The sequence below is a fragment of the Mycobacterium sp. MS1601 genome, from assembly GCF_001984215.1.
Classification (GTDB): Bacteria; Actinomycetota; Actinomycetes; order Mycobacteriales; family Mycobacteriaceae; genus Mycobacterium.
The window spans coordinates 5373311-5397895 of sequence record NZ_CP019420.1 but is presented as its reverse complement, the minus strand read 5'-3'; the positions used below and the strand labels follow the sequence as shown (position 1 = coordinate 5397895).

Annotated in this window: 27 protein-coding genes; 11 read left to right on the top strand and 16 right to left on the bottom strand. The window is 66.9% G+C overall.

Going from position 1 to position 24585, the window contains the following annotated elements; translation table 11 throughout:
- Positions 1-1431, bottom strand: a complete 1431-nt coding sequence (locus tag BVC93_RS25785) for a form I ribulose bisphosphate carboxylase large subunit (RefSeq protein WP_083739918.1) — start codon at positions 1429-1431, stop codon at positions 1-3.
- A 149-nt stretch (positions 1432-1580) separates the two neighbouring features.
- Between BVC93_RS25785 and BVC93_RS25780 the strand changes: the two genes are divergently transcribed.
- On the top strand, positions 1581-2591 hold the full coding sequence (locus BVC93_RS25780; RefSeq protein WP_083739917.1) for a class I fructose-bisphosphate aldolase: 1011 nt from the start codon (positions 1581-1583) through the stop codon (positions 2589-2591).
- A 49-nt stretch (positions 2592-2640) separates the two neighbouring features.
- Here the strand turns inward: BVC93_RS25780 and BVC93_RS25775 are convergent, their stop codons facing one another.
- Together BVC93_RS25775 and BVC93_RS25770 are read right to left on the bottom strand one after the other, a co-directional pair.
- Positions 2641-3843 (bottom strand): GAF domain-containing sensor histidine kinase, encoded by a 1203-nt coding sequence (locus tag BVC93_RS25775; protein WP_236950120.1) that lies wholly within the window; start codon positions 3841-3843, stop codon positions 2641-2643.
- Complete coding sequence (locus tag BVC93_RS25770; RefSeq protein ID WP_083739916.1) at positions 3840-4511, bottom strand: response regulator; 672 nt, start codon at positions 4509-4511, stop codon at positions 3840-3842. The genes BVC93_RS25775 and BVC93_RS25770 overlap by 4 nt, the downstream gene beginning before the upstream one ends.
- Positions 4512-4635: 124 nt before the next feature.
- Here BVC93_RS25770 and rpe point away from each other — a divergent pair, with 124 nt between their 5' ends.
- Genes rpe through BVC93_RS25750 form a run of 4 tightly spaced genes read left to right on the top strand, consistent with a single transcriptional unit; the run spans position 4636 to position 9032 of the window.
- Complete coding sequence (gene rpe / locus BVC93_RS25765; RefSeq protein ID WP_083739915.1) at positions 4636-5322, top strand: ribulose-phosphate 3-epimerase; 687 nt, start codon at positions 4636-4638, stop codon at positions 5320-5322.
- Positions 5319-7346 carry a transketolase gene (tkt, locus tag BVC93_RS25760; RefSeq protein WP_083739914.1) on the top strand — a complete coding sequence of 676 codons (2028 nt, stop codon included), beginning with the start codon at positions 5319-5321 and terminating at the stop codon, positions 7344-7346. Before rpe ends, tkt begins: the two co-directional genes overlap by 4 nt.
- Before the next feature lie 19 nt (positions 7347-7365).
- Positions 7366-8310, top strand: a complete 945-nt coding sequence (locus BVC93_RS25755; RefSeq protein ID WP_083739913.1) for a phosphoribulokinase — start codon at positions 7366-7368, stop codon at positions 8308-8310.
- Positions 8311-8315: 5 nt separating this feature from the next.
- Positions 8316-9032 (top strand): HAD-IA family hydrolase, encoded by a 717-nt coding sequence (locus BVC93_RS25750; RefSeq protein ID WP_083741339.1) that lies wholly within the window; start codon positions 8316-8318, stop codon positions 9030-9032.
- 105 nt (positions 9033-9137) lie between these two features.
- Here the strand turns inward: BVC93_RS25750 and BVC93_RS25745 are convergent, their stop codons facing one another.
- The 4 genes from BVC93_RS25745 to BVC93_RS25730 form a co-directional block, all read right to left on the bottom strand.
- On the bottom strand, positions 9138-9986 hold the full coding sequence (locus BVC93_RS25745) for an aldo/keto reductase (RefSeq protein WP_083739912.1): 849 nt from the start codon (positions 9984-9986) through the stop codon (positions 9138-9140).
- 132 nt (positions 9987-10118) lie between these two features.
- Positions 10119-10826 (bottom strand): dienelactone hydrolase family protein, encoded by a 708-nt coding sequence (locus BVC93_RS25740; protein ID WP_083741338.1) that lies wholly within the window; start codon positions 10824-10826, stop codon positions 10119-10121.
- A 129-nt stretch (positions 10827-10955) separates the two neighbouring features.
- Positions 10956-11432 carry an ATP-binding protein gene (locus BVC93_RS25735; protein WP_083739911.1) on the bottom strand — a complete coding sequence of 159 codons (477 nt, stop codon included), beginning with the start codon at positions 11430-11432 and terminating at the stop codon, positions 10956-10958.
- 32 nt (positions 11433-11464) lie between these two features.
- The gene (locus tag BVC93_RS25730; RefSeq protein WP_083739910.1) at positions 11465-11848 is read right to left on the bottom strand and encodes an STAS domain-containing protein; all 384 of its coding nucleotides are present in this window, start codon (positions 11846-11848) and stop codon (positions 11465-11467) included.
- Between the two features lie 326 nt (positions 11849-12174).
- On the opposite strand from BVC93_RS25730, the gene BVC93_RS25725 reads away from it, so the two are divergent.
- The gene (locus BVC93_RS25725; RefSeq protein WP_442928977.1) at positions 12175-12735 is read left to right on the top strand and encodes a TetR/AcrR family transcriptional regulator; all 561 of its coding nucleotides are present in this window, start codon (positions 12175-12177) and stop codon (positions 12733-12735) included.
- 64 nt (positions 12736-12799) lie between these two features.
- On the opposite strand, the gene BVC93_RS25720 is transcribed toward BVC93_RS25725, so the two are convergent.
- On the bottom strand, positions 12800-13081 hold the full coding sequence (locus BVC93_RS25720) for a helix-turn-helix domain-containing protein (RefSeq protein WP_083741336.1): 282 nt from the start codon (positions 13079-13081) through the stop codon (positions 12800-12802).
- An 83-nt stretch (positions 13082-13164) separates the two neighbouring features.
- Here BVC93_RS25720 and map point away from each other — a divergent pair, with 83 nt between their 5' ends.
- The 4 genes from map to BVC93_RS25700 are packed head-to-tail and all read left to right on the top strand — an operon-like array spanning position 13165 to position 14976.
- A complete protein-coding gene (map, locus tag BVC93_RS25715; RefSeq protein ID WP_083739909.1) occupies positions 13165-14013 on the top strand; it encodes a type I methionyl aminopeptidase in 849 nt (282 codons plus the stop codon).
- Complete coding sequence (locus tag BVC93_RS25710) at positions 14010-14432, top strand: FHA domain-containing protein (RefSeq protein WP_083739908.1); 423 nt, start codon at positions 14010-14012, stop codon at positions 14430-14432. The genes map and BVC93_RS25710 overlap by 4 nt, the downstream gene beginning before the upstream one ends.
- 9 nt (positions 14433-14441) lie before the next feature.
- Positions 14442-14765 carry a hypothetical protein gene (locus tag BVC93_RS25705; RefSeq protein WP_083739907.1) on the top strand — a complete coding sequence of 108 codons (324 nt, stop codon included), beginning with the start codon at positions 14442-14444 and terminating at the stop codon, positions 14763-14765.
- Positions 14766-14772: 7 nt separating this feature from the next.
- Entirely contained in the window at positions 14773-14976 is a 204-nt protein-coding gene (locus BVC93_RS25700; RefSeq protein WP_083739906.1) for a hypothetical protein, read from the top strand.
- Between the two features lie 194 nt (positions 14977-15170).
- Here the strand turns inward: BVC93_RS25700 and BVC93_RS25695 are convergent, their stop codons facing one another.
- From BVC93_RS25695 to BVC93_RS25670, 6 genes are all read right to left on the bottom strand, one after another.
- Positions 15171-16367, bottom strand: coding sequence for a Dyp-type peroxidase (locus BVC93_RS25695; RefSeq protein WP_083739905.1), 1197 nt, complete (start codon positions 16365-16367; stop codon positions 15171-15173).
- Positions 16360-16824 (bottom strand): copper chaperone PCu(A)C, encoded by a 465-nt coding sequence (locus BVC93_RS25690; RefSeq protein WP_157517084.1) that lies wholly within the window; start codon positions 16822-16824, stop codon positions 16360-16362. The genes BVC93_RS25695 and BVC93_RS25690 overlap by 8 nt, the downstream gene beginning before the upstream one ends.
- A 136-nt stretch (positions 16825-16960) precedes the next feature.
- A complete protein-coding gene (locus BVC93_RS25685; protein WP_157517083.1) occupies positions 16961-17488 on the bottom strand; it encodes a hypothetical protein in 528 nt (175 codons plus the stop codon).
- 42 nt (positions 17489-17530) lie between these two features.
- Complete coding sequence (locus BVC93_RS25680) at positions 17531-17923, bottom strand: DUF4267 domain-containing protein (RefSeq protein WP_083739903.1); 393 nt, start codon at positions 17921-17923, stop codon at positions 17531-17533.
- Positions 17924-17964: 41 nt separating this feature from the next.
- Positions 17965-18786 (bottom strand): putative hydro-lyase, encoded by an 822-nt coding sequence (locus tag BVC93_RS25675; protein WP_083739902.1) that lies wholly within the window; start codon positions 18784-18786, stop codon positions 17965-17967.
- A gap of 148 nt (positions 18787-18934) precedes the next feature.
- Positions 18935-21310, bottom strand: a complete 2376-nt coding sequence (locus tag BVC93_RS25670; RefSeq protein ID WP_083739901.1) for a Tex family protein — start codon at positions 21308-21310, stop codon at positions 18935-18937.
- Positions 21311-21422: 112 nt separating this feature from the next.
- Here BVC93_RS25670 and BVC93_RS25665 point away from each other — a divergent pair, with 112 nt between their 5' ends.
- Complete coding sequence (locus BVC93_RS25665; protein WP_083739900.1) at positions 21423-21716, top strand: DUF4193 domain-containing protein; 294 nt, start codon at positions 21423-21425, stop codon at positions 21714-21716.
- A gap of 58 nt (positions 21717-21774) precedes the next feature.
- Here BVC93_RS25665 and BVC93_RS25660 read toward each other — a convergent pair whose 3' ends face one another.
- Together BVC93_RS25660 and BVC93_RS25655 are read right to left on the bottom strand one after the other, a co-directional pair.
- Complete coding sequence (locus BVC93_RS25660; RefSeq protein WP_083739899.1) at positions 21775-23205, bottom strand: SDR family oxidoreductase; 1431 nt, start codon at positions 23203-23205, stop codon at positions 21775-21777.
- 65 nt (positions 23206-23270) lie between these two features.
- Positions 23271-24545 carry an acyltransferase family protein gene (locus BVC93_RS25655; RefSeq protein WP_083739898.1) on the bottom strand — a complete coding sequence of 425 codons (1275 nt, stop codon included), beginning with the start codon at positions 24543-24545 and terminating at the stop codon, positions 23271-23273.
- Between the last annotated feature and the right edge of the window lie 40 nt (positions 24546-24585).

Sequence of the window (24585 nt, the reverse complement as noted above, 5' to 3'; positions counted from 1 at the left end):
TCAGCTCCTGGTGGGCGTCGCAACGACGTCCGGGGTGTCGGTGGATTCGTAGTTGAACGTGATGTCACCCCAGGTGGCCAGGGCGGTGTCCAGCGCGCGATTGCTCGAGGCGGCCTTCTTGAGGATGTCGGGGCCCTCGTTGTAGTAGTCGCGGCCCTCGTTGCGGGCCTTGATCATCGCCTCCAGCGCAACACGGTTGGCCTCGGCGCCCGCGGCGATACCCATCGGATGGCCGATGGTGCCGCCGCCGAACTGCAGCACCACGTCCTCGCCGAGATAGTGGATCAGCTGGTGCATCTGCCCGGCATGGATGCCTCCGGAGGCCACCGGCATGACGCCGGGCATCGAGGCCCATTCCTGGTCGAAGAACAGGCCTTTCACCGGATCGGCCTTGATGCTGTTGCAGCGCAGGGTGTCGTAGAAGCCCGCGGTGGTGTTCGGGTCCCCCTCGAGCTTGCCGACGACGGTGCCCGCGTGGATGTGATCGACGCCGGCCAGGCGCATCCACTTGGAGATGACGCGGAAGCTGACTCCGTGGGTCTTCTGCCGGGTGTAGGTGCCGTGCCCGGCCCGGTGCAGGTGCAGGATGACGCCGTTCTTGCGGGCCCACGCGGCCATCGACTGGATCGCGGTGTAACCGATGGTGAGGTCCACCATCACGATCACCGAACCGAGTTCGGACGCGAACTCGGCACGCTCGTACATCTCCTCCATGGTTCCGGCGGTGACGTTGAGATAGTGCCCCTTGATCTCGCCGGTGGCGGCCTGGGCCCGGTTGACCGCCTCCATGCAGAACAGGAAGCGATCACGCCAGCGCATGAAGGGCTGGCTGTTGATGTTCTCGTCGTCCTTGGTGAAGTCCAGGCCACCGCGCAGCGCCTCGTAGACGACGCGACCGTAGTTGCGTGCCGAGAGACCGAGCTTGGGTTTGGTGGTGGCACCCAGCAGCGGCCTGCCGAACTTGCCCAGGTGCTCGCGTTCCATCACGATGCCGTGCGCCGGGCCCTGGAAGGTCTTGACGTAGTGCGTCGGAATCCGCATGTCCTCCAGCCGCAGCGCCTTGAGCGGCTTGAAGCCGAAGACGTTGCCGATGATCGAGCTCGTCAGGTTCGCGATCGAGCCTTCCTCGAACAGGTCGAGGTCGTAGGCAATCCACGCGATCCACTGCCCTGGCGCGTTCGGCACCGCGTCCACGCGGTAACACTTGGCCTGGTAGTGCTCGAAGGTGGTGAGGCGGTCGGTCCACACCACCGTCCATGTCGCGGTGGAGGATTCACCCGCCACCGCCGCGCCGGCCTCTTCCGGCGGCACGCCGTCCTGAGGAGTGATCCGGAAGGCACACAGCACATCGGTGTCCTTCGGCTCGTAATCCGGCTGCCAATAACCCATTTCCGCATACGGGATGACTCCCGCGTTCCATCTATCTGCCATGCGGCGAACACTGCCAGCAGACACTGAAGCAGTCTATCTAGAGTTTGACGCTGAATCTGAAGTAATCACTCAAGTATTGACCGGCTCCCCGACCAGATCCACCTTCTGGGTGAGGTACCCGCCTGCGGGCCACTCCTAGCGTGTGCCGCATGACCGATACCAAGAGCATCTGCCGAGCCACCGCCGCCGCGATGACCGCACCGGGCAAGGGCATCCTGGCGGCCGACGAAAGCATCGCCACCATGTCGTCCCGCCTGCAGAGCGCGGGCGTGCTGGCCACGGCAGACAGCCGCCGCTTCTACCGCCAACTGCTGTGCACCACACCCGGACTGTCCGACTCGGTGTCGGGCATCATCTTCTGCGACGAGACCCTCAACCAGGTCTTCGAAGACGGTCGACCGTTCGCCCAGGCCGTCCGTGAACTCGGCATCCTGCCCGGCATCAAGGTGGACACCGGAGCCAAACCCGCAGCCGGACTACCGGGTGAAACAGCCACCGAAGGCCTTGACGGCCTACCTGCGCGCCTGTCGTACTACGCGGACACCGGCGCGGCCTTCGCCAAGTGGCGGGCCGTGTTCACCATCACCGACACCCTGCCCAGCTGGGGCGCCTGCATCAGCAACGCCAACGCGCTGGCCCGGTACGCGGCGGCCTGCCAGGAGGCAGGCCTGGTGCCGATCGTCGAACCCGAGGTGTTGATGACCGGCGATCACAGCATCGACCGCTGCGCCGAGGTCACCGCCACCGTGCACGCCGCAGTGCGCCAGCAACTCGGCGCCCTGAACGTCGACCTGGCCGGCATCGTGCTCAAGCCCAACATGGTGATCGAAGGTGAGGACCATCCGACGCCTGCCACACCGGAACAGGTGGCCGCCGCCACTGTGGGTGTGCTGCGAGCCTGGCCTGCCGACCTGGCCGGGGTCGCCTTCCTGTCCGGCGGCCAGGACCCGGACCGCGCCACCGCCAATCTGGCCGCGCTGCAACAACACCAGACCCCATGGCCGTTGACCTTCTCGTTCGGACGCGCGCTGGTGTCTCCCGCGCTGGCAGCCTGGCACGGCGACGAGACACTGGTGACCGCAGGCCAGGACGCCTTGGCCGGTCACGTCGCCGCCAACGCCGCCGCGGTACGCCTGCGAGGCGAACTCCAACCCGCCTGATTCTCCGCCCCCGCCGTCCCGCGAGCGCCCCGTGCGCTCGCGGGACGAGCTAGTTCAACGGCACCGAAACCATGACCGAGGTGCCCGAACCCGGCCGTGATCGCACCGTCAGCCGGCCACCCACCAGCTCGGCACGTTCGGTCATCGACAACATGCCGTACCCGGCGGTGGCGCGCTCGGAGGTCATGTCGAACCCGGTGCCGTCGTCGGCCACCTCCAGCCGCACCGTCCCGTCGGCAACCGTGAACCGCACCGCAGCTCGCAACGCCCGCGAGTGCTTCACCACGTTCTGCAAGCCCTCCTGCGCAATCCGGTAGAGCGCCACCTCGATGTGTTCGGGCAGCCGCTCATCAGCCAGCTCCAGGTCCAGATCGATCTCCGGGATGGACGACGCCAGACTGGCCAGCCCACCGGCCAGCCCCAGATCGTCGAGCACCGGCGGGCGCAGCCCACCGATCGCCGACCGGGCTTCGGCCAGGGTCAGATCTACCAGGTCACGGGCTTTCTCCAACTGCTCGCAAGCTTCTGCCGTGGCCCGGTCGTCCACCGCGCGGGCCGCCGCGTCCAGCCGATAGGTGAGGCTGACCAGCCGCTGTGAGATCCCGTCGTGGATGTCGCCCGCCAGCCGTCGCCGCTCGGCCTCCTGAGCTGCGATCACCTGCTCGGCGAAGTTCTCGTGGGCGCGTTCGCGGGCGGAGAGCTGGCGGTGCAGCCGCGCCTGGTGCAGCGCACCGGCGATCAGCCTGCCGATCACCCGCAGCAGGTCGATGTCGCGGTCACTGAATTCACGACGTGCAAGAGTGTGCACATTGAGCACACCCACGAGTCCGCCCGGCCCCGTCTCGATCGGCACCGACGCCATGGACGTGTAGTCCGCACCGCGCAGCGCCTCGATGGACACATACCGCGGGTCGTCCTCTTTGTGGTCGGTGATGGTCACCGGCTCACGGTGGCTGGCCACCCATCCGGAGATACCCGACCCCAGCGGCAGTCGGACCTTGCCGACCTCACGGTCGAACGGCGGGGTGGCGCCGGCCAGCGTCAACGACCGGTCGGTGTCGTCGAGAACGTGCACAAAACACACGTCCGAAGCGGTGGCTGTGGTGATCAACCTGGCCGCGGCGGCCGCCAGCGGTTCGACACCAGGACCACTGGAGGTGGCTGCCACGATGTCGACAAGCAGCGCCACCTCCCGGTCGGCGTCGACGAGACCGTGGACGGCATCTGCCCCCAGGTCCCCGGAGACCGTCACTGGTAGATCCCCTCGCGCAGCGCGGTGGCGACAGCCGCGGTGCGGTCGCTGACCCCGAGCTTGCGGTAGATGGACCGCAGATGGCTCTTGACCGTCTCGTCCCCGATCACCAAGCGACCGGCAATGCCGCGGTTGGACAGCCCGGTGACGACGAACGACAGGATCTCGCTCTCTCGCTGGGTCAGGCCGTGGCGGGCGCCCGGCCAGAACTCGTCGCGCTGCAGGCGGGCCGCGGTGTCCACGGCCCGCGCAGCCAGACCCGCGTCGATGGCGGTGGATCCGGCGTGCACGTACTCCAGCTGCCGCACCAGCTCGTCGCTGCTGATGCCCTTGAGCAGATATCCCGACGCACCAACCCGCAGTGCCTGGAAGAGATATTGCTCATCGTCGTAGACCGACAACAGGATGACCTTGCGTTGCGGGTCGCGTTCCCGGATGGCCCGGCACAAATCCAGCCCGCTGGCGCCCTGCATCCGGACGTCGCACAGCACGATGTCGGGTTTCAGACTGTCGATGACGCGCAGCGCATCTTCGGCACCGACAGTCTCTCCCACGACGCGCACGCGATTTTTGAAGGCCGCGAGCATCGCTTTGAGTCCCTCGATCACCATTTCGTGGTCATCGACTAGAACCACCCGCACTGGAATTGTCGAGACAGCCGCCGTCATGCGATCACGATAATGGCGCCGGGAAAGGACGTCACGCAATTTCTGTGCCGGTATTTGTCGACCACCCTTTTAATCCCCCGGCAAGGGGATTGGTGCCCGGGTGCACGCTTCCTACTCTTCGCCCATGACGCCTTCGACTCCGAAGCTGGTGGCCTCGGTGCTGCCGGCCAACTTCGCCGACCTGGGCCGCGACGTGCGCGCGATCCAAGCGGCAGGCATCGACAGAATCCAGTGGGATGTGATGGACGGCAGGTTCGTCCCGAACATGACGTTCGGTCCAGACGTCATTGCCGCGACCCGGGGTCTGGTGGACATCGGTTTCGAAGCCCACCTGATGGTCGAGGACCCCGATCCGATGCTGGGCCGCTGGGTGGAAGCGGGCTGCGCGATCGTGATCGTGCACGCCGAAGCGTGTCGACACCTGCACCGCACGCTGGGACGTATCCGGGATCTCGGTGCCCGCACCGGAGTCGCACTCAACCCGGCCACCCCGCTCAGTGCCGTCGAGTCGGTGCTCGACCTCACCGACCTACTGCTGGTGATGACCGTCAATCCCGGCTTCGGTGGGCAACGGTATCTGCCGACCATGGAGTCCAAGATCGCCGCCGCCCGAGCTGAAATCGACTGCCGTGGACTGGATATCGAAGTGGAGGTCGATGGCGGCATAACACTGGGCACCATTGCCGGCGCCGCGGATGCCGGGGCCACGGTGTTCTGCGCCGGCTCGGCGTTGTTCACCGGCGACAACACCATGGCCGAGCGCACCACCGCGTTGCGCACCGCCGCGAGTGAAAGGCTGGTTCTGCAGTGACCACCGCACCCGAGGCGCGCAGCGAGATCGCTTCGCGTACCGACGAACTGGATCAGCTGGCCATCAACACCCTGCGGTTCCTGGCAGCCGATGCCGTGCAGGCGGCCAACAGTGGACATCCCGGCCTGCCGCTGGGCACCAGCGCCATTGCGTGGACGTTGTGGTCACGGCACCTACGTCACGACCCGGCCGACCCGCAGTGGCCCGACCGTGACCGGTTCATCCTGTCGGCCGGCCACGGCTCGATGTTGCTCTACGCGCTGCTGCACGTCTTCGGCTACAACCTGCCGCTGCACGAGCTGCGCCGCTTCCGCCAGCTGGGCTCGCAGACACCGGGCCATCCTGAGTACGGCCACACCCCGGGTGTGGAGACCACCACCGGGCCCCTGGGCCAGGGCATCGCCAATGCCGTGGGAATTGCGCTGGGGGAACGGATGTTGGCGGCACGGTGCAATGTCGACGGGCACACCGTGGTGGACCACCGCACCTGGGTGCTGGCCGGTGACGGTGACCTGATGGAAGGCATCAGCCACGAGGCCGCTTCGCTGGCCGGGCGTCTCGGCCTGGACCGGCTGATCGTGATCTTCGATGACAACAACATCACCATCGACGGGCCCGCCAGCCGCAGCTGCAACGACGACGCCGAAGCCCGGTTCGCCGCGTACGGCTGGCGAGTTCTCACCGTTGGTGACGGCAACGACGTCGCCGCACTCGATGCCGCCTTCAGCGCCGCCGCCGCCCCAGACGGACGCCCCACCTTCGTGCGCGTACAGACCACCATCGGGTTCGGCGCCCCCGGCGTCGAGGGCACCCCCAAAGCACACGGCAGTCCCCTGGGTGAACAGGTGCTCGATCAGATGCGCCGCCGGCTGGACTGGCCGAATCTGGATTTCCACGTGCCGGTCGCCGTCGGTGCCGCTGCCGCCCTGGTGGCCACCCGCGGAGCCGAGGCACACCGCCGGTGGTCGCAGGCGCATGCCCGTTGGCAGGCCGACCACACTGCCCTGTCCGCCGACTTCCCACTCGATGGTGTGCCGGCCTTCGAGCATCCGGATTCCCTCTCCGCTTTGGCCACGGAACTGGCCCGCACTCCGCAGATGGCCACCCGCAAGGCCTCCGGTGCGGTGTTGGCCGCGTTGGCACCCGATTACCCGGGCCTTGTCGGCGGTTCGGCTGACCTGGCGGCCTCGACCAACACCGCCATCCCCGGAGGCGATATCGGACCCGGCGACTTCGATGGTAGGACAATACATTTCGGCATTCGAGAACATGCCATGGCCGCGGTGATGAACGGGCTGGCCCTGCACGGCGGCCTGCGACCGTTCGGTAGCACCTTCCTGGTGTTCGCCGACTACCTACGACCGGCCCTGCGGCTGTCGGCATTGATGAGACTGCCGGTGATCTATGTGTTCACCCACGACTCGGTGCACGTCGGCGAGGACGGTCCCACCCACCAGCCGATCGAACAGCTGGAATCATTGCGGTTGATCCCCGGCCTGACGGTGCTTCGTCCCGCTGATGCCGCCGAGACGGCCACCGCCTGGCAGCTCGCGGTCGACAACCTCGACGGTCCCACCGCACTGGTGCTGTCCCGCCAGGACCTGCCCGCCCTCGCCACCGTCGGGTTGGACGACATCCGCAGAATCGGTGGGCGCACGGTGCATGAGCCGTCCCACCCCCCGGAGGTGGTGTTGGCGGCCAGCGGATCCGAAGTGGCACTGGCGTTGGCGGCCGCCGACGAACTCGAAACACTCGGTGTGCCCGCAGCCGTGATGTCGGTGATGTGGCGCGAACGCCTCGATCGGGCACTGCGCGACGGCGACCACGAACTGCCGAGCGTGCCGATGGTCTGTGTCGAGGCGGGAGTCACCGTCGGGTGGCGGGCGCTGGCGGGCTCCCGTGGCACCAGCATCGGGATCTGCCGGTTCGGCGAGAGCGGACCCGGCCCCGACGTCGCCGCCGCGCTGGGCCTGACCACTGCGGCGGTGGTGGACGCCGCCCTGCGCAGCCTCGGCCGGGCCTGACCGAGCCGGGCGGTTCGCCATGGCCGACAGACTGATTCGCATCCGCAACATCGGACGGTCCGCAAAACGGCGGCCCGTGCTGCTGGCCATCGCCGGAGACAGCGCCTCCGGCAAGAGCACGGTGGCGGGCGGGTTGGTCGCCGCGTTGGGACCGCAACGGTGTGTGTCGATCTCGACCGATGACTACCACCGGTTCGACCGCTCGGAACGGGTGAGCAGACACCAGACGCCACTGCACCCCGACTCCAACTATCTGGAGATCTTGGCCCAGCACCTGCAACTGCTGGCGACCGGGCAGCCGATCCTCAAACCTGTCTACGACCACCGCAGCGGATTGCTGCTGCGGCCACAGCTGATCGAACCGCGCGAGTTCGTCATCGTCGAGGGACTACTGTCCCTGCACAACAGTCTGGCCCGGGCCTGTTTCGACATCGCGGTGTACCTCGATCCCGATGAGGAGGTGCGCCGGCAGTGGAAGATACAGCGCGACACCACAACTCGCGGCTATACCACCGATCAGGTGCTGGCTGAACTGGCTGAGCGCACCGAGGATGCGGTGGCCCATGTCCACCCTCAGCAACCGCTGGCCGACGTGGTGGTGCGGTTCGCCCCGATAGCCGGCCGACATGACCCGCCTGGCACGCCCCTGTCCGCCGCGTTGCTGCTGCGGCCCACCATCACGCAGCCCGACCTGGTCGAACTGCTGCCTCCGGGGGCTGCCAGGGCCATGCACATGCGACTGGCCCATGATGGCAACGGCCGTCCCGTCGACAGCGTGCATGTGCATGGCTATGCCGCCGCAGAAGAGCGTCGTCGATTGGAGAAAGTGCTGTGGCACGAGCTCACCGGAGAAGGCAGTGACATGCCGGATAGTCTGGGCCGCTTGGGTTCCGGCGCCCACAGCACTCCGTTGGCGGTCACGCAGATGCTGCTGTGGTTCCACCTGCTCCAGTGCCGGCGGTGAAAGACGTGACGCTCGAAGCAGTCCTCTTCGACGTCGACGGCACTCTCGCCGACACCGAACGCGACGGGCACCGGCCCGCCTTCAACGCCGCGTTTGCCGAACACGGTCTCGACGTCGTGTGGACACCTCAACATTACGGCCGCCTGCTGGCGATCACCGGTGGGCGCAGACGCATCGCCCACGACCTGTCCCGGCGCGGCTACCGTACCGCTGAGCGCCTGGCCGCCGACATCCATCTGACCAAGACCGCCCTGTTCCGCGACGCCATTCTCGACGGGACGATCACCCCCCGTCCAGGCGTGCGTCAGCTCGTCGACGACCTGACGCACGGGGGCATCAGGATCGGGGTGGTGACCACCGGCCGCCGGGCCTGGGTGCAACCGCTACTCGAGCACCTGCTGCCCGGGGTGCCGATACAGGTGACGATCACCGGCGATGACGTGCAGCGGCTCAAACCCGACGGCGAAGCGTACCTACGAGCACTGCAGGAGATGGCGCTGACACCGCGCAGCGCACTGGCGATCGAGGATTCCGCTGTGGGTCTGCGGGCCGCCAGGAGTGCCGGTGTGGCCACCGTGGTGGTGCGTAACGACTACACCGCCCGCCAGGACTTCACCGGCGCGGCGCAGGTCCGCGACGAGTTCGACGGTTCCGAATCGTTGCGAGCCGACGGGTGCCGCCGTATTCACTCCGAATTCTGGAAGCGCGCCGATCAGAAGTAGCCGTTGCGGGCAAAACGTGCGGAAGGTGCGTCGTCAGCGGCCGGGCGCTGCGGGGCACCGCCGGACCGCTGACGATTCACGAATAGTGCTGATGCACCACAAATCTCAGGCGGGGATGTAGTCGAAAGTGTCCGGGTTGGGCCCGGTCCGCCCGGCCTCGCCCTGGTCCAGCCCCGAGATCGCGGCCATCTGGTCGCCGTCGAGTTCGAAGTCGAAGATGTCGAAGTTCTCCTGCATCCGCTTCGGCGTCACCGACTTGGGGAACACCACGTCACCACGCTGGATGTGCCAGCGCAGCACCACCTGCGCCGGGGTCTTGCCCGTGGCGTCGGCGATCGCGGTGATCACGGCGTCGTCGAGCACCTTGCCCTGCGCGATCGGCGACCACGCCTCGGTGACGATGCCGTGCTGCTGGCCGTAGGCGCGCACCTCGTCGTTGGTCAGGTACGGGTGGACTTCGATCTGATTGACCGCAGGCACGGTTGACGAACCTGCCGCCAGCTTGTCCAGGTGCGCGGGCTGGAAGTTCGAGACACCGATGCTGCGGGCACGGCCGTCGCGGGCGAACTCCTCCAACACATTCCAGGTCGAGACGAAGTCGCCGTCGTACTGGGTGGGCAAGGGCCAGTGGATCAGGAACAGATCCACATACTCATAACCCAGCGCGGCCAGAGTGTCGTCGAACGCGCGGCGGGCGTCATCGGGCCGGTGGAATCCGTTGTTGAGCTTGCTGGTGATGTAGACGTCCCCGCGGTCCAGTCCGGCTGCGCGGATACCCTCACCGACGCCCTTTTCGTTGCCGTACATCTCGGCGGTGTCGAAGTGGCGGTAGCCGACTCCCAGCGCGGACTGCACCACCGCCGCGGTGTCCTCCGGGGGCACCTGAAAGACACCGAAACCCAGCTGCGGGATCGTGGTGCCGTCGTTCAGCGTGATAGCCGGAACAGTACTCATACTCGTGACCTCTTCCTCTACGACTGCCTGTCTCAGACCCCGGGAGCGATACCCCCTCGACGCGGGTCTAACGCTACGCCTGCATGCTTCACCATCACCGGTGTGGTGTTCCCGGCGTCTCACCGACCTGTACTACGACTGCGACAGGTGCTGGTCGAAGAACGTCAGGATCCGAGTCCAGGCGTCTTCAGCTTCCGGTTCGGAGTAGAAGAACCCCGCCATCCTCGTGACGAACTGCAGGGCGGGCGGTGTCCCCCAGTCGTTCATGAACGAGTGCCCGACGTGGGGGTACTCCTTGACGTCGTGTGGCACCTCGGCGTCGGTCAGGATGCGTTCCAGTTTGGCAGCCGCACCCCTCAGCGTCGGATCCTTGGCGCCATAGCTGGCTACTGTCGGACACGAATTAGCCAGCGCTGCAGTATCTTTGGGCCACTGTCCGTAATTGGGAGCGGCGACGTCGAACACTCGGCGCGGGGCCAGCTGCAGGCTGAACCCACCGCCCATGCAGAAACCGACGACACCCACCTTGCCGGTGCAGGACGGATCTCCCGCCAGCACATCACGTGCTGCCACCAAGTCGCCGATGGCATCACCGGCGCCACTGCTCAGCGCGCGCATGGTGCGCACCACGCAGCCCACCCGATTGCCCCGTCCGTAGAGCGCGGGCGCCAGCGTCAGATAGCCGGCGGCCGACAACCGCTCACAACTGCGTTTGACGTCGGCGGTCAGCCCGAAGACGTCGTGGATGACGACCACCCCCGGCCACGGCCCCTCGCCCTCCGGGCGGGACTGGTAGGCACGCAGCGGGCCGGCAGGCGTCGGATATGTGATGTCCGTCATGGGGGAATTCTGCACCGCGTGAGGCCGTTGTGAGTGCTGACGGTGCCGGGCATGCCCCGGGTACCACCCCTTCGTCGCCACGAGCGACCGCTTGCCGAGAGGCGCACGCCGGCACCGTCACCCAAACTTTCAGGCAGTGGCCACTTCGTCGCCGTTGCGCGATGCGCTCAGCGAGATGTTCCCGAACCGCATGCACACGGTGGTGCCCTGCGCGCCCGCGTCGATACCCACTTCGTCGGACAGCGCTTCCATCAGGGGAATGCCGCGACCCCTCGTCCGCCTGGGTTCACGTTCGCTGGAATCGCGCCAACTGCCGTAGTCGGTGACCGTGATGGTCAGAATGGACGTGGCCCGTTCGTACTCGGCGCGGATGTCGACGGTACCCGTCTGATCGCAATGCCGGTAAGCGAACTCCGCTACGTTTGCCAGTGCCTCGTTGACAGCTAGAACCACATCGTTGAGGCGCAGGCTGTCGAGCTCAAAACGGTGTCTGAGCCAATGCTCCAACTCTTCGCGCAGCGTGACCACATTGACCGCATCGGCCACCACATCTGCACGCTCGAAAACGTCCGATTCAGATGCTGCGGAGTCGTGGGTCTTCGTCATGGCAGGTTCGGGCTACCCACTTACGGCGGTCCTCACGCATCCAATTTGGCGAGGGCTTCGTCACGTGTCTGAAACAGGTCCACGATGTCGGCGATTCCGACGAGTTTCAGCGGCCTGCTGGTCACTGGACCGTCGGCCACCACGCCGAACTTCACGTCCGCGGGCAACTGGTCATGGGCACCTACCAGAACACCCATGCCGGCCGACGCCAGGAACTCCACATCGGTGAGATCAACGACCAGAGCGGCGGGAGTCTTGCTCAGTGAAACGTTGATGGCTTCCTCGAGCTGAGGAGCTGTCAGCATGTCAACAACACCGGAGACGGACAGCACGGCAACCCGGCCGACCCACTCCTCACCGATGACGCATGTCACCGGGCCGGTGGACTCGTTGACGAGCTTTGGCTGATCGGACAAGATTCACCTCACTGTTCGCACTGCACCGGTCTGCCGGAGCGCGTATGGCTCGCAAGGCTTCATTCTGAACCCGGCAAGGACCTCTGTTGCACTGCAGCTAGGTTATCCCAGAAGGTAGCGGGCGCGCCCCTCCCACCGGCAGTAGAGACCTGTGTCGGCGGCTTCAGCGAATCGCCGCACGGTCGCCGGCCGGGCCAACCACAGTAGTCGCCTGACAACTTCGAGCACATTCGTAAAGCTCGACTCATGATCGGCATCACCGTCGGACGGGCGTAGTCCGCCCGGTGAATCCGGGCGCCGACGCCGAGCAAGACTAGGATTTCTGTGTGGCACCACGACAGCAGGAGCTCTCGTCCTCGGACCCCGACGCGGACCTCACCACCAGTGATCGCATCCTCGCGGCCACCGCGGAGGTGCTCGCCCGCAACGGCATGTCCAAGTTGAGCCTGTCGGAGGTCGCCCTTCAGGCCGGGGTGTCGCGGCCCACGCTCTACCGGTGGTTCGCGTCCAAAGAAGAACTTCTCGATGCGTTCGGCCTCTGGGAGCGCGACCTGTTCGACCGCGGGATGGCCAAGGCCACCGCCGGGTTGCGGGGCAGCGAACGGCTGGACGCGGCGCTGCGGTTCATCGTCGAGTACCAACAGTCGTACTCAGGTGTCCGGATGATCGACATCGAACCCGGCCACGTCATCAAACGCATGGCCTACGTCATCCCGATCATGCGGGCGCGGCTGGAGTTGCTGCTCCCGGCCTCGCGCGCCGCGGTGGCGGCGGCCACCGCCACGCGGGTGGCGGTGTGCCATTACATCGTGCGCAGCGACGACGACGCCGAGTTCCTGGCACAGCTGCGCCACGCCGTGGGTCTGAAACCTTCCAACGACGGCTAGCTCCTCCGACACTGCATTGCGGGTTGGCCACCCGGCCCCGGCCGTCCGGGCAGTCTTCGAGGGCTCAGATCGCGATCTGGCGTTCGTCCTCACGAGACAGATCGTCGTCGCGCCAGACCTCAACGGCCTTGTCGAGCGGTAAGCCCAGCGCCTCGCAGAGACCCACCACGGTCCCGAAACTCGGGCTGGGCAGCCGGCCGACTTCGATCTTGCGCAGCGTTTCCGGTGAGATCCCGGCAGTGCGGGCGATGGCTTCGGGGGCTCGTCCGGCGCGCGCCGTCCTGATCAGGGCACCGAGACGTTGCCCGGCACGGATCTGTTCGGCACTGAGCGGGACGCGGACCATGCGGCACAGCATACCGGTATTGAAATACCGCACCTGGTACCGTCGGCACGGTATAAAAATACCAATCGACGGAGCAACCGAGCATGATCGAACTCAAGACGGCCGCAGAAATCGACAAGATGGCCGTCACCGGCGCGTTCGTCGCGCAGACCCTCAACACCCTTGCCGACCGAGCCGAACCCGGCGTGAATCTCCTCGACCTGGAGCACCACGCCCGCAAACTGGTCGCCGACCGCGGCGCAGTCTCCTGCTACTGGGACTACGCGCCGTCCTTCGGCAGCGGCCCGTTCCGCAACGTCATCTGCCTGTCGGTCAATGATGCTGTCCTGCACGGGCTTCCGTGGGATTACGTTCTGCGCGACGGCGACGTTCTGACGTTGGACTTCGCCGTCTCGATAGACGGCTGGGTGGCTGACGCCGCGATCACCGTGGCCGTCGGTGACGTCGCCGATGCCGACCACGCGCTCATCGAGTCCACCCGCCAGGCGCTGGCCGCGGGCATTGCCGCCGCCGTGCCAGGCGGCCACCTCGGTGACATCTCGGCAGCCATCGGCGCGGTCGCCATTCGCGACGGCTACAAGGTGAACACCGACTTCGGCGGCCACGGCCTCGGCCGGACCATGCACGAGGATCCCCACATCCCGAACCTGGGCAAGCGTGGCCGCGGGATGAAACTGAAGGCAGGCATGACCCTGGCGCTGGAGCCGTGGTGGTCGCGCGGTTCCAGGCAGCTGACTGTCGACCCCGACGGCTGGACACTGCGTTCGGCAGACGGGTCCATGACCGCACATACCGAACACACCATCGCCATCACCGAGAGCGGACCACGCATCCTCACCACAACCACCCCGAGTGACTACGACGCGACGACTCCAAAAATGCGTACCGGCGCTTCGAATTCCCTCGTTAAAATGAGTGCGGTGGCGAGGTGACCATCGGCCGCGGCCCAGCCTCGGCCATCCGGCTCGACCACTCATGGCTGTCACGCACCCACGTCCGGCTACGCGCCGAGGACAATCGCTGGATCATGGTGGACTGCAGCGCCAACGGAATGTACATCGACACTGAGCGACACGAATCCGTGGTGGTGACAGACGGTTTGGCGGTTCAACTGGGTCGTCCAGACGGGCTGACCGTGCGGTTCACCTACGCCCACGCAGACCAGCCCGACGAGATCACCGATGACCCCGCCGATCCGGATATCGCCGGAGCCGGAGCAGCGGTGGCGGCCCGGCGCCGCGAACTCGAGCTCACCCAACGCGGGTTGGCTCGCGACAGGATCATCAATGCCGGCGCCCTCATCTCATTCGAGAAGGGACGTGGCTGGCCGCACGAGAGTACGAGGACCTGACTCGAGCAAGTGCTGCAGTGGCCGCAGGGTGCTATCGCCGGCATCCGCGAAGGCGACGGGTCGCCGCCGACGGGCAATGGCACCGACAGCACCACCACCAGCGTCTCGACGTCGGTGCCTCCGGCTCTGCTGGCCCAGACCATCCAACTGGCCCTCGGCGGGGTCGACGCCGGTATCGCCGACCTGCCCGACGAATCATCACCGGACTTCGGCGACAAGGTCGCGGCCATCCTGGTCGGCCTACGCAATCTCGAGCGGGTCGCCGCCGACGCCGCGCGCAACGCCCCGGGTTCACCGGCCCTTGTCGTTGCACTCGGCGCGGCGCCGATATGACGCGGTGATGGCACGTGCTGCCGAGGCGCCGGACACCCCGCTCGGCAGACGCCTCTATACCGTGCGCCGACGCGCCAATCTGACCGTTGAGGACGCCGCTCTGGCCGCCGCCCTGCCGGTGGGCGTCGTCGAGTCACTCGAGGAAGATCAGCCCGTTGCCGCCCACGTCATCGCCGGCATCGAGGAACTGGTCACCCAACTCGATACCTGAGCGCGCAGAGGTGAATCGCCATCAGGGTAAACACATGCGTCTGCCAGTACCCGCCGACCCGCACCGCCCCCGCGGTGACCGAGTGTCACTCTGTGGCGCAAATGCAGCATCGATCCCGCCACAGAGTGACACTCAGTCACTTCAGACCACCAATGCCACCAGACCGGGCGACATTCGACGCCTGCGCCTACTGATCATCCGAGCAGCTGTTCGCCGAGGAAACCGCCGTCGCTGATACCGGGCAGGATCGCGAACACCGCCGAACCGACGGGGGTGATCCACGGGTTCAGTGCGTCGAAGTCCGACAGTCGCTGCTGGACCGGGACGAACTGGGTAGCTGGATCCCGTTGGTAGGCAAGGAACAACAGACCACTGTCACTGGTCTGGCCGGCCGCGGGGACGTCGTCGTAGTTGTACGGGCGACGCAGGAACTGCTCGGCCTCGGTGCGGTGGTGCGCCAGCGCGATGTGGGCGTTCTCCGGAATCACCGAGATGCCGTTAACCTGTGCCTCGAAGTCCGGTTCGTCGGCTTCGAATGCACCGGTCAGTGGGGCTCCGGTGTCAAGGCGGCGGCCCACGGTCAGCTCCTTGGAGGTGCGATCCAACTCGTCCCAGCTGTCCATCTCGGCCCGGATCCGGCGAGCCACCAAGATGGTGCCGCCGGCGAACCACGGCTGATCCTCTCCTGTATCCCACACCAGTGAGTCGAGTTGCGCGGGGGTGTTCAGGTTGACCGTGCCGTCCACCTGGCCCATCAGATTGCGCATCGACGCCCCCGGCGCTGACGAGTTGGGTGGGTTACGGAATCCGCGCTGGATCCACCGCAGCGTGGTCATAGACCGCACGTTCTTGGTCAGCACGCGGCTGGCATGGCTGACCGCCATCAGGCTATCGGCACAGATCTGCAGCAGCAGTTGGCCTCCACTCCAACGTGCTTCGAGGCGGTCGACACTGAACCGCGGCAGCGGCATCAGGGTCGGCGGGCGGTGTGATGCCAGCCCGGCGACGGTGAACAGTTCGGGCCCGTAGCCCACGGTGACGGTCAGCCGGGCCGGTGGTGACGCCAGTTCGGGTTCGGTGTCAGCCAACGCGGGCAGTCCCTGGGTCAAGCGGGCGGCATCCGTACTCCACAGCTTCATCACCGACGTCAGACCCGCGCGGGTGGCGTACTCCGGCCGCAGATCCAGCGCGATCAACGCCGCGTAGGCCTGCGGCGGGGTGCCGACCCCGGCCTGATGGGCGCCGAAGAACGCTTCCCTGGCCGGTGACGTGCTCTCGCGGTCAGAGCGTGCACCCGCCGTGGCCACCAGACCGACACCCGCCACACCAGCGGCCACCGCCCCGGCGCCCAGCACACTGCGTCTGCTGAAACCAGTGTGTCGCTCAGCCATGTGCGCCCGGAACGTAGTGTTCGTCGGCACCCGGGAAATCCCGGACCTGAGCCGTGATCGGCAGTGTCGAGCCGTCGTCGAACGTCGCGACGATCTGCACATCCGTGCCCGGAACAAGCGTTTCGGTGAGATCCATCAGCATGAAGTGGTCACCGCCGGGCTCCAGCTCGACGTCGGCTCCGGCCGGTATCACGAAACCGCCTGCCTTCTGTCGCATGGTCATCGCGCCGCCGTCGCCGACAACTTCATGCAATTCGACCATCGCCGCTACCGGGGTGGACGCCGACACGATGCGGACGTCGTGCCCACTGCCATTGGACAGCACGCCAAATGCCGCAGTCATGCCGTGGTCGGCAGCTTTGACCCAGGCGTCACCCACGGCGACGGCATGCGCTGCCGGCTCCTGCTGTTCGGTCGCCGCAGAACATGCGGCCAAGAGCGGGACGGCGGCCATCATGACCGCAATTCTGGTTGTTTTCAACATTTTCAGGAACTTTCGTGAGATCGGCGCACTGGTCAGCACGCCGGCATGCGGAAGGGACGGACCTCAGCACGGTCCGGACATGGTGTGCCGCACCGAATGTGGTGCGGAGTCAGTGAGAAACGGCGTGGCGCAGCGGTGGGGCGCGCATCCCGGTCCCCGAACGCAGCAACACCGGCCGCGCCACAATCACCGCGCGGGCCCTGAAAGCCGCGGCACGGGGTCGTCCCCGGTGAATGGCAACCGGGCGCAACCAACACAACACCGAACCGGCGCTGCGATAGAGGAACTCGACGATGCCGATCAATGCCGCCAGCGCCACCGTGCCGACCAGGTGCGCCACCAGCATGGCCGCGGTGGTGGCGCCGGCGTGTCCGGTGTGATGTGCGGCCAGAGTCAATACCACGTGCCCCATGACCTGGGCCGCACCCAGCGCTATGGCCGGAATCAGAATCCCGACCATCGGACCTTCAGCACGGACGGCGCTGGTCCCTGCGCCGACGGTGCCGCACAACAGGGCAAGCACCACCAGCGTCGCCCCGGAGACGCTGCCACCGCCGGCGGCATGGGCAGCACCGGTCACCAAAGCCGAGCACACACCGACGAGCACACCGCGCAGGGCACCCGCCGACATGCTCACAGCCGGCACACTACTCCGGCGCTACTACAACGCCTAGTAGACCTACCGCGTGGTTGGCACGCTTGGCACCCGGCGCCGCAACGCGCCCCACAGCCCCACTCCGATACCCACCACCGCACCGCCGAGGCCGATGATCTGCTGGCCCCGCTTGAGGTCGTCATGCACGCTCATACCACCCAGCAGATCAGCGGCATCGGCACCGCCGGACGCGAGGAACCACCCGCGGGTGTCACGGCCGCGTACCGCCGCCGCAAGGAGTAGCCCGCCCACCAGCGCATCGCGGTACCCCATCGACCGAAGCAGCAACCTCGCCGACGGGCCCGGATCGTCTGGTTCACCCCAGATGCGGTTGGCGCGCAACGGATCAACGAGAAACGAAACTCCCGACGCCAGGCGGATGGTTCCGACCGCCGCCGCGGCCCGATCGATCGTCATGGGTCGCAGCGTAGAGCGCCAGTGCCACCCGGGACCCTGGATTAGCGGACATGGGCGTGGAGATCGAACGCACTGTGCGGCAGGTCGGTGATGAACATGTGGCCAGGGTCGTGGAAGATCGCCAACTCCGGGCAGGCCCGCTGCACCGCCACCTGGGGTGTGACGCCGCAGGCCCAGAACACCGGTACGTCGCCGGGGGCCAACTCGACGGCGTCGCCGAAGTCCGGTTGGTCCAGTCGCGCGATCCCCAGCGCGGCCGGGTCCCCGACGTGCAGGGGTGCGCCGTGCATGGCGGGAAAGCGTGCGGTCACGGCGGTGACCTCGGGGATCTGATGCGACGGGAACGGACGCATGGACACCACAGTGGGCCCGTCGAACGGGGCGACGGGTTCACAGCGCCGGTCACTCACGTACATCGGCACGTTGACGTGCTGGAGTTGATGTGCGACAGGAAGCCCCGCGTCGGCGAGTGCCCACTCGAAGGTGAAGGAGCAGCCGAGCAGAAACGCGACCAGGTCCGGGCGCCAGTGGGCCGTGACGTCGGTGGGCTCGTCGACCAGGCGTCCGTGTCGGAATACCCGGTAACGGGGCAGGTCCGTACGAAGGTCCGCACCCGGCGCCGCGTAGGTGGGCTCCGGCGAGCCCGCCGAAGTGATGTCGATCAATGGGCACGACTGCTGGTTGACCACACAGAAACGCAGGAAGTTCGCAGCGGCGTCGGCCGGCAGCACCACCAGGTTGGCTTGCGCATAGCCCCTGGCCAGGCCGCTGGTGTGCCCGGTGAAATCACCTCGGCGTATCACTGTGCGCGCGGCCGAAGGCGAGTCCGCAGCGGCGTGGAGTTCCACCAATCCGGTGCTCATGCCTCCAGGGCTACCCCTGGCGCGCGACTCGGTAAACGCCCTGCCGAGCCACGAAACACATTCCTAACGGCGGTTAACACACGCGAGCGGCCAAGACTTCGGACCTTTGTTGCCAAGCCTTCCCTCCGGGGCGCCTTCGTCGCTGCGGCTAACGCCCGAACCCGGCTTCCCGCAATGCCTGCGCCATGGACCCGGAGGGTTGGCTGGCGCCCTTGCGGCCGGAGTTGTTGGTGCGGTTGGAGTTCCGGGGCGCGTTGCGATTCGGCTTGCCTTCTTTGGGCGCGTCGTTGCGGCCCTGTCCCCCGGGCCGGTCAGCACGCTTGCCCCTGCCGGATGCCGGTTCGTCGCCCAGCCGCAAACTCAGCCCGATCCGCTGGCGCTCGACGTCGACCTCGAGCACCTTCACGCGGACCACCTGACCGGACTTGACCACCTCATGGGGATCGGAGACAAACCGATCAGCCATCGCCGAGACATGGACCAACCCGTCCTGGTGGACACCGACGTCGACGAAGGCGCCGAAGGCCGCAACATTGGTCACGACGCCTTCGAGCACCATCCCGACTTTGAGGTCGGCCACCTTCTCCACACCCGCGGCGAATGTCGCGGTGGTGAAGGCCGGGCGCGGGTCGCGGCCGGGTTTCTCCAACTCGCTGAGAATATCGGTCACAGTGGGCACGCCGAACCGGTCGTCGGCGAACTCCGCGGGACGCAACGAGCGCAGTGCCCGCTCGTTGCCGATCAGCTCGGCAAGGGTGACACCGGAGCGGTCCAGGATGCGGCGCACCACCGGATACGACTCGGGGTGCACACCGGAGGCGTCCAACGGGTCGTCGCCCCCGCGTATCCGCAGGAACCCGGCGCATTGCTCAAATGCCTTGGGTCCCAACCGCGGAACCTCCAGCAGCGCCTTGCGATTGCGGAACGCGCCGGCCTTGTCACGATGGGCCACGATGGCCTCGGCCAGCGTTTCGGACACTCCGGACACTCGCGACAGAAGCGGTACGGACGCCGTGTTCAAGTCCACACCCACCGCGTTCACGGCGTCTTCGACGACGGCATCGAGGCTGCGGGCCAGCGTGCCCGGAGTGACGTCATGCTGGTACTGGCCCACGCCGATGGACTTGGGTTCGATCTTGACGAGTTCAGCCAGCGGATCCTGAAGCCGGCGGGCGATGGACACCGCGCCACGGATGGTGACGTCGTAGTCCGGCAGTTCACGGGCTGCATACGCCGACGCCGAATAGACGGAGGCGCCGGCTTCGCTGACCATGGCCTTGGCCGGCGCCTGGGCGCCCGTGCCACGGATGTCGGCGATCAGCTCGGTGGCCAGGGCGTCGGTCTCGCGGGAGGCGGTGCCGTTGCCGATCGCGATCAGTTCCACTCCATGGCGGGCGACCAGTGCCGCGAGGACGGCCTTGGCCTGGTCCCACTGTTTCTGCGGCTGATGCGGGAAGATGGCACAGCTGTCGAGCACCTTGCCGGTGGCGTCTACCACGGCCACCTTCACCCCGGTGCGAAAGCCCGGGTCCAGCCCCAGTGTGGTGCGGTTTCCAGCCGGAGCCGCCAGCAGCAGGTCCTTGAGGTTCTTGGCGAAGACCGCCACGGCATCCAGTTCAGCGCGCTGACGTAGTTTCAGGCGCGCGTCGACGGACGCGCCGACCACGAGTTTGGTGCGCCAGGCCCACCCCACCGAGGCGGCCAGCCACGGGGTGGCCGCCGCCCCGGCGCCCAGATCAATGCCCAGGCTCCGGGCGATCAGGTGGTGATAACCCTCCTCGTCGCCGCCGTCGAATCGCAGGGACAGGGCTTCTTCCTTCTCGCCGCGCATGACCGCCAGAACACGGTGGGAGGGCATGCTCTCGAGCGGCTCGGAATACTCGAAATAGTCCCGGAACTTCTGCGCAGCAGGGCTTTTCGCCGCCTCTTCCGACCACGGCACCGTGCGCAGCGTGCCGCCGGTCCAGAACTTCTCCCGGATGGTGCCGACCAGTTCAGCATCTTCGGCGGCGCGTTCCACCAGTATGTGTCGGGCTCCTTCGAGCGCTTTGGCCGCGTCCTCGACCTCTGCGGTGACGAACTCGCCTGCGATGTCCTCGGGAACCAGCGTCGGGTCGGCGAGCAGACGGTCGGCCAGCGGCTCGAGCCCGGCTTCGCGGGCGATCTGTGCCTTTGTTCGCCGCTTCGGTTTGTACGGCAGGTAGATGTCCTCGACACGGGCCTTCGAATCGGCGGCCAGCAGCGCCGCACGCAGCTCGTCGGTGAGTTTGCCCTGCTCTTCGATGGACGACATCACCGCCGCGCGACGCGCGTCGAGCTCACGCAGGTAACCGAGACGTTCCTCCAGGGTGCGCAGCTGACCGTCGTCGAGGCTGTCGGTGGCTTCCTTGCGGTAGCGGGCGATGAACGGAACCGTGGCCCCCTCGTCGAGCAACTGCACAGCAGCAGCCACCTGGCCCTCACGCACAGCCAGTTCCTCAGCAAGACGGGCGTTTACAGACTTGACGGTCAGCTCTGATGTCACGGCGCAGACCCTACCGAACCCGGCTGACAACACCGGACGCCCCAGCCGGGAACACTTGGGCGAATGTCAGCGTTGTCCGACTGCCACCATCCCCAACCTGGAGAGGATTTCGATGGCTACCGACTACGACGCACCTCGCAAGTCCGATTCCGACGACACCGAAGTCGAATCGCTGGAAGCGCTGGCGGGACGGCGCAACGACGCCGCCACCGCAGTTATCGACGTCGACGAAGACCTCGAGGACTTCGAGCTTCCCGACGCGGACCTGTCCGGTGAGGAACTCACCGTCCGGGTGATCCCGAAACAGGCCGACGAGTTCACCTGTTCCAGCTGCTTCATGGTGCAGCACCGGCACCGCCTGGCTCGCCAGGTGGGAGAACGGATGATCTGCGAAGACTGCGCCTGAGCCACACGGTGTGCGGTTCGCGACGGTCCAGTGGCGAACCGCACACCGGCGCAAACCGCTACCAGGCGCTGCGCGAGTAATCCTTCAAGAAGCACCCGTGCAGGTCCTCGCCAGCCTCACCTCGAACGATGGGGTCATACACTCGCGCCGCGCCGTCCACCAGGTCGAGCGGGGCGTGAAAACCTTCTTCGGCCAACCGGAGCTTGGTGGGATGAGGCCGCTCGTCGGTGATCCACCCGGTGTCGACTGCCGTCATCAAGATGCCGTCACTGGACAGCATCTCCCCCGAACTGGTCCGGGTCAGCATGTTCAGTGCGGCCTTGGCCATGTTGGTGTGCGGGTGCCCGGGGCCTTTGTAGGCACGGCCGAACTGGCCCTCCATCGCCGAGACGTTCACCACGTACTTGCGGCGCGCAGGCGAGGCCGCCATCGCCGGCCGTAACCTGCTCACCAGGATGAACGGCGCCGTCTGATTACACAGCTGCACCTCGAGCAGCTCCAGCGCATCCACCTCGTCCACCCGCTGGGTCCAACTGTTCACCGCAGCGGTGTCCGGCAGCAGACCACCGGCGTCGATCGCTGTCCCAGCCGCGATGCGCTCCGGCGAGGCGCTGCGCGCCTGCAGTGCGAGTTCAGCGACCGCGTGAGGCTGCTGATGCTCAGCCAGGCTGCCCGCCAGCGCGGCGGGATGGGCGTCGCTGACATGGTCGAAGGTGATGACTCCGGCCACTTTCGAGACGAGCTCCGGGGCAGGCGTCCGCTCACCCTCGACCAGCGCAGCGTACGAGCCCGGCGCGCGCCGAACGGTCTGCGCCGCGTTGTTGATCAGGATGTCGAGTGGGCCGCGCGCCGCCACGGTGTCGGCCAGGGCGATGACCTGGGCCGGGTCTCGCAGGTCGATACCCACGACGGACAACCGGTGCAGCCAGTCGGCACTGTCGGGCATCGCGGCGAACCGACGCACCGCGTCGTTGGGGAAGCGGGTGGTGATGGTGGTGTGGGCACCGTCACGCAACAGCCGCAGCGCGATGTACATGCCGATCTTGGCGCGACCACCTGTCAGCAGAGCGGTACGCCCGGTCAGATCGGTGCGCGCCTCACGCTTGGCACGGTTGAGCGCCGCGCACTCCGGGCACAGCTGGTGGTAGAACGCGTCGACCAGGGTGTAGTGCGCCTTGCAGACATAACAGGGACGCGATCTCCGAAGTGTGCCTGCGCTGGCCCCGACGGCGGTGGAGACCAGGGGCAACCCCTGGGTCTCGTCATCGATGCGTCCCGGCGCACCTGTGGCGGTGGCGGCGACGACGGATCGGTCGGCGAGAGCGATCTCGTCGCGTTTGGCATGTCTGCGGGCTTTGCGCACCGACTTCCAGATCCTGGCAGTGGCGCGCCGTACCTGCACCGCGTCAGGGTGCTCCGGGGGCAGCGATTCGATATCAGACAGCACCTGGAGACAGGTGCGAAGTTTCTCCGGATCGACCGCGGTCACGCTCGAAGGGTACGGAGCATCGGCACCGATGTTCCAATCCGGGCGATCCGGCTGGGCCGGGGCGTTTACGAGCCGGCCAGCCGCGCCGCGGCGCAAGCGGCCACGAAGGCTCCCAGCGACGTCCAGCCCACCACCCCGGCCAGACCGTGCTTGGCCAGCAGCAGCACCGCGATTCCCGCCACGCACACCAGCACACCCGCGGTCACGGAGCGGGCGCCGGTCGCCGCCGCCGGGGAGTCCCACCACGGCAGTGGGTGATGTTCCAGCGGCGAGAGTGCCCGGAACAACACGCCCATCACGACGGCGAACACCAGCGCACGAAGAGCCAGCAGCCCCCAGAACCCCGGGGCGTGCACGTCGTAGGCGTCCAGTCCCAGAGCGTTCAGGGAGAACGCCGCGACTGCGATGGCCGGGATGTGCCACAGATACAGGGTCATCGCACCGCCGTTGCCGACTGCCACCGCCCGCCATACCCGGGGCCGCGCCGCCCACCGGTTGACAGCACCCGCGGCGGCAACGAACAGGAACGACATCCAGGTGCACTGCATCGCCAGCAGCAGCGTCGGCGGAGTGACGTTCGAGGTGTGCTCCACGCCGGTGACCACCAATGCCACCTCGTAGGGCCCGAACACGGCGAGCAGCACCTGTGCGGTGAAGGCGGCTATGGCAAGCGCCAGTGCCGAACGCGCACCGATCAACGCCCGCGCATAGCCCACACCGATCACCACCGGGATCAGCCACACCGTCAGGAAGTTGGCCAAGCCGGCTTCCGGTGTACCGACGCTGAAGCGGATCATGTCGACCACTGCCACCGCCGCCAGCAGGCCGGCCAGTATCGCGGCCATGGGACGCCAGGTCCGCATGTGCGTCAGGACGGGAACAAAGGCGAGCACCACCAGGTAGACGCCGAGGAACCACAACAGGGCAACGGCCTCTCGGCCCAGTGCGTCGGCGGAGTCCGCACCCAGCACCACCCGGGCCACCAGCAACGCGAGCGCCCAGAACCCGAGGTACCAGAACACCGGTCGGCACAGTCGCTGGGTGCGGGTGAGCAACCAGGTGCCCCACGCCGTACCCGGACGCCATCCGTAGGCACCTGCCGCACCACCGGCCAGGAAGAACAACGGCATCACCTGCACCACCCAGGTGATCGGGGTGATACCGGGCAATGCGCCCAGCAGGTTCCCGATCCGCACGCCGGTGTCATCGATGGTGGCCAGCAGCAGCGCACAGTGGCCGAACATCACCACCAGCAGCGCGGCGATCCGGGCAACATCGACGGCACGGTCGCGCGTGCGGGCAACAGGTCCGGCGGTGGGAGTCAGTTCGGTGGTCGGCATGGAATCAGCATGCCGATCCGTTGGCCCGTGCGATTGAGTA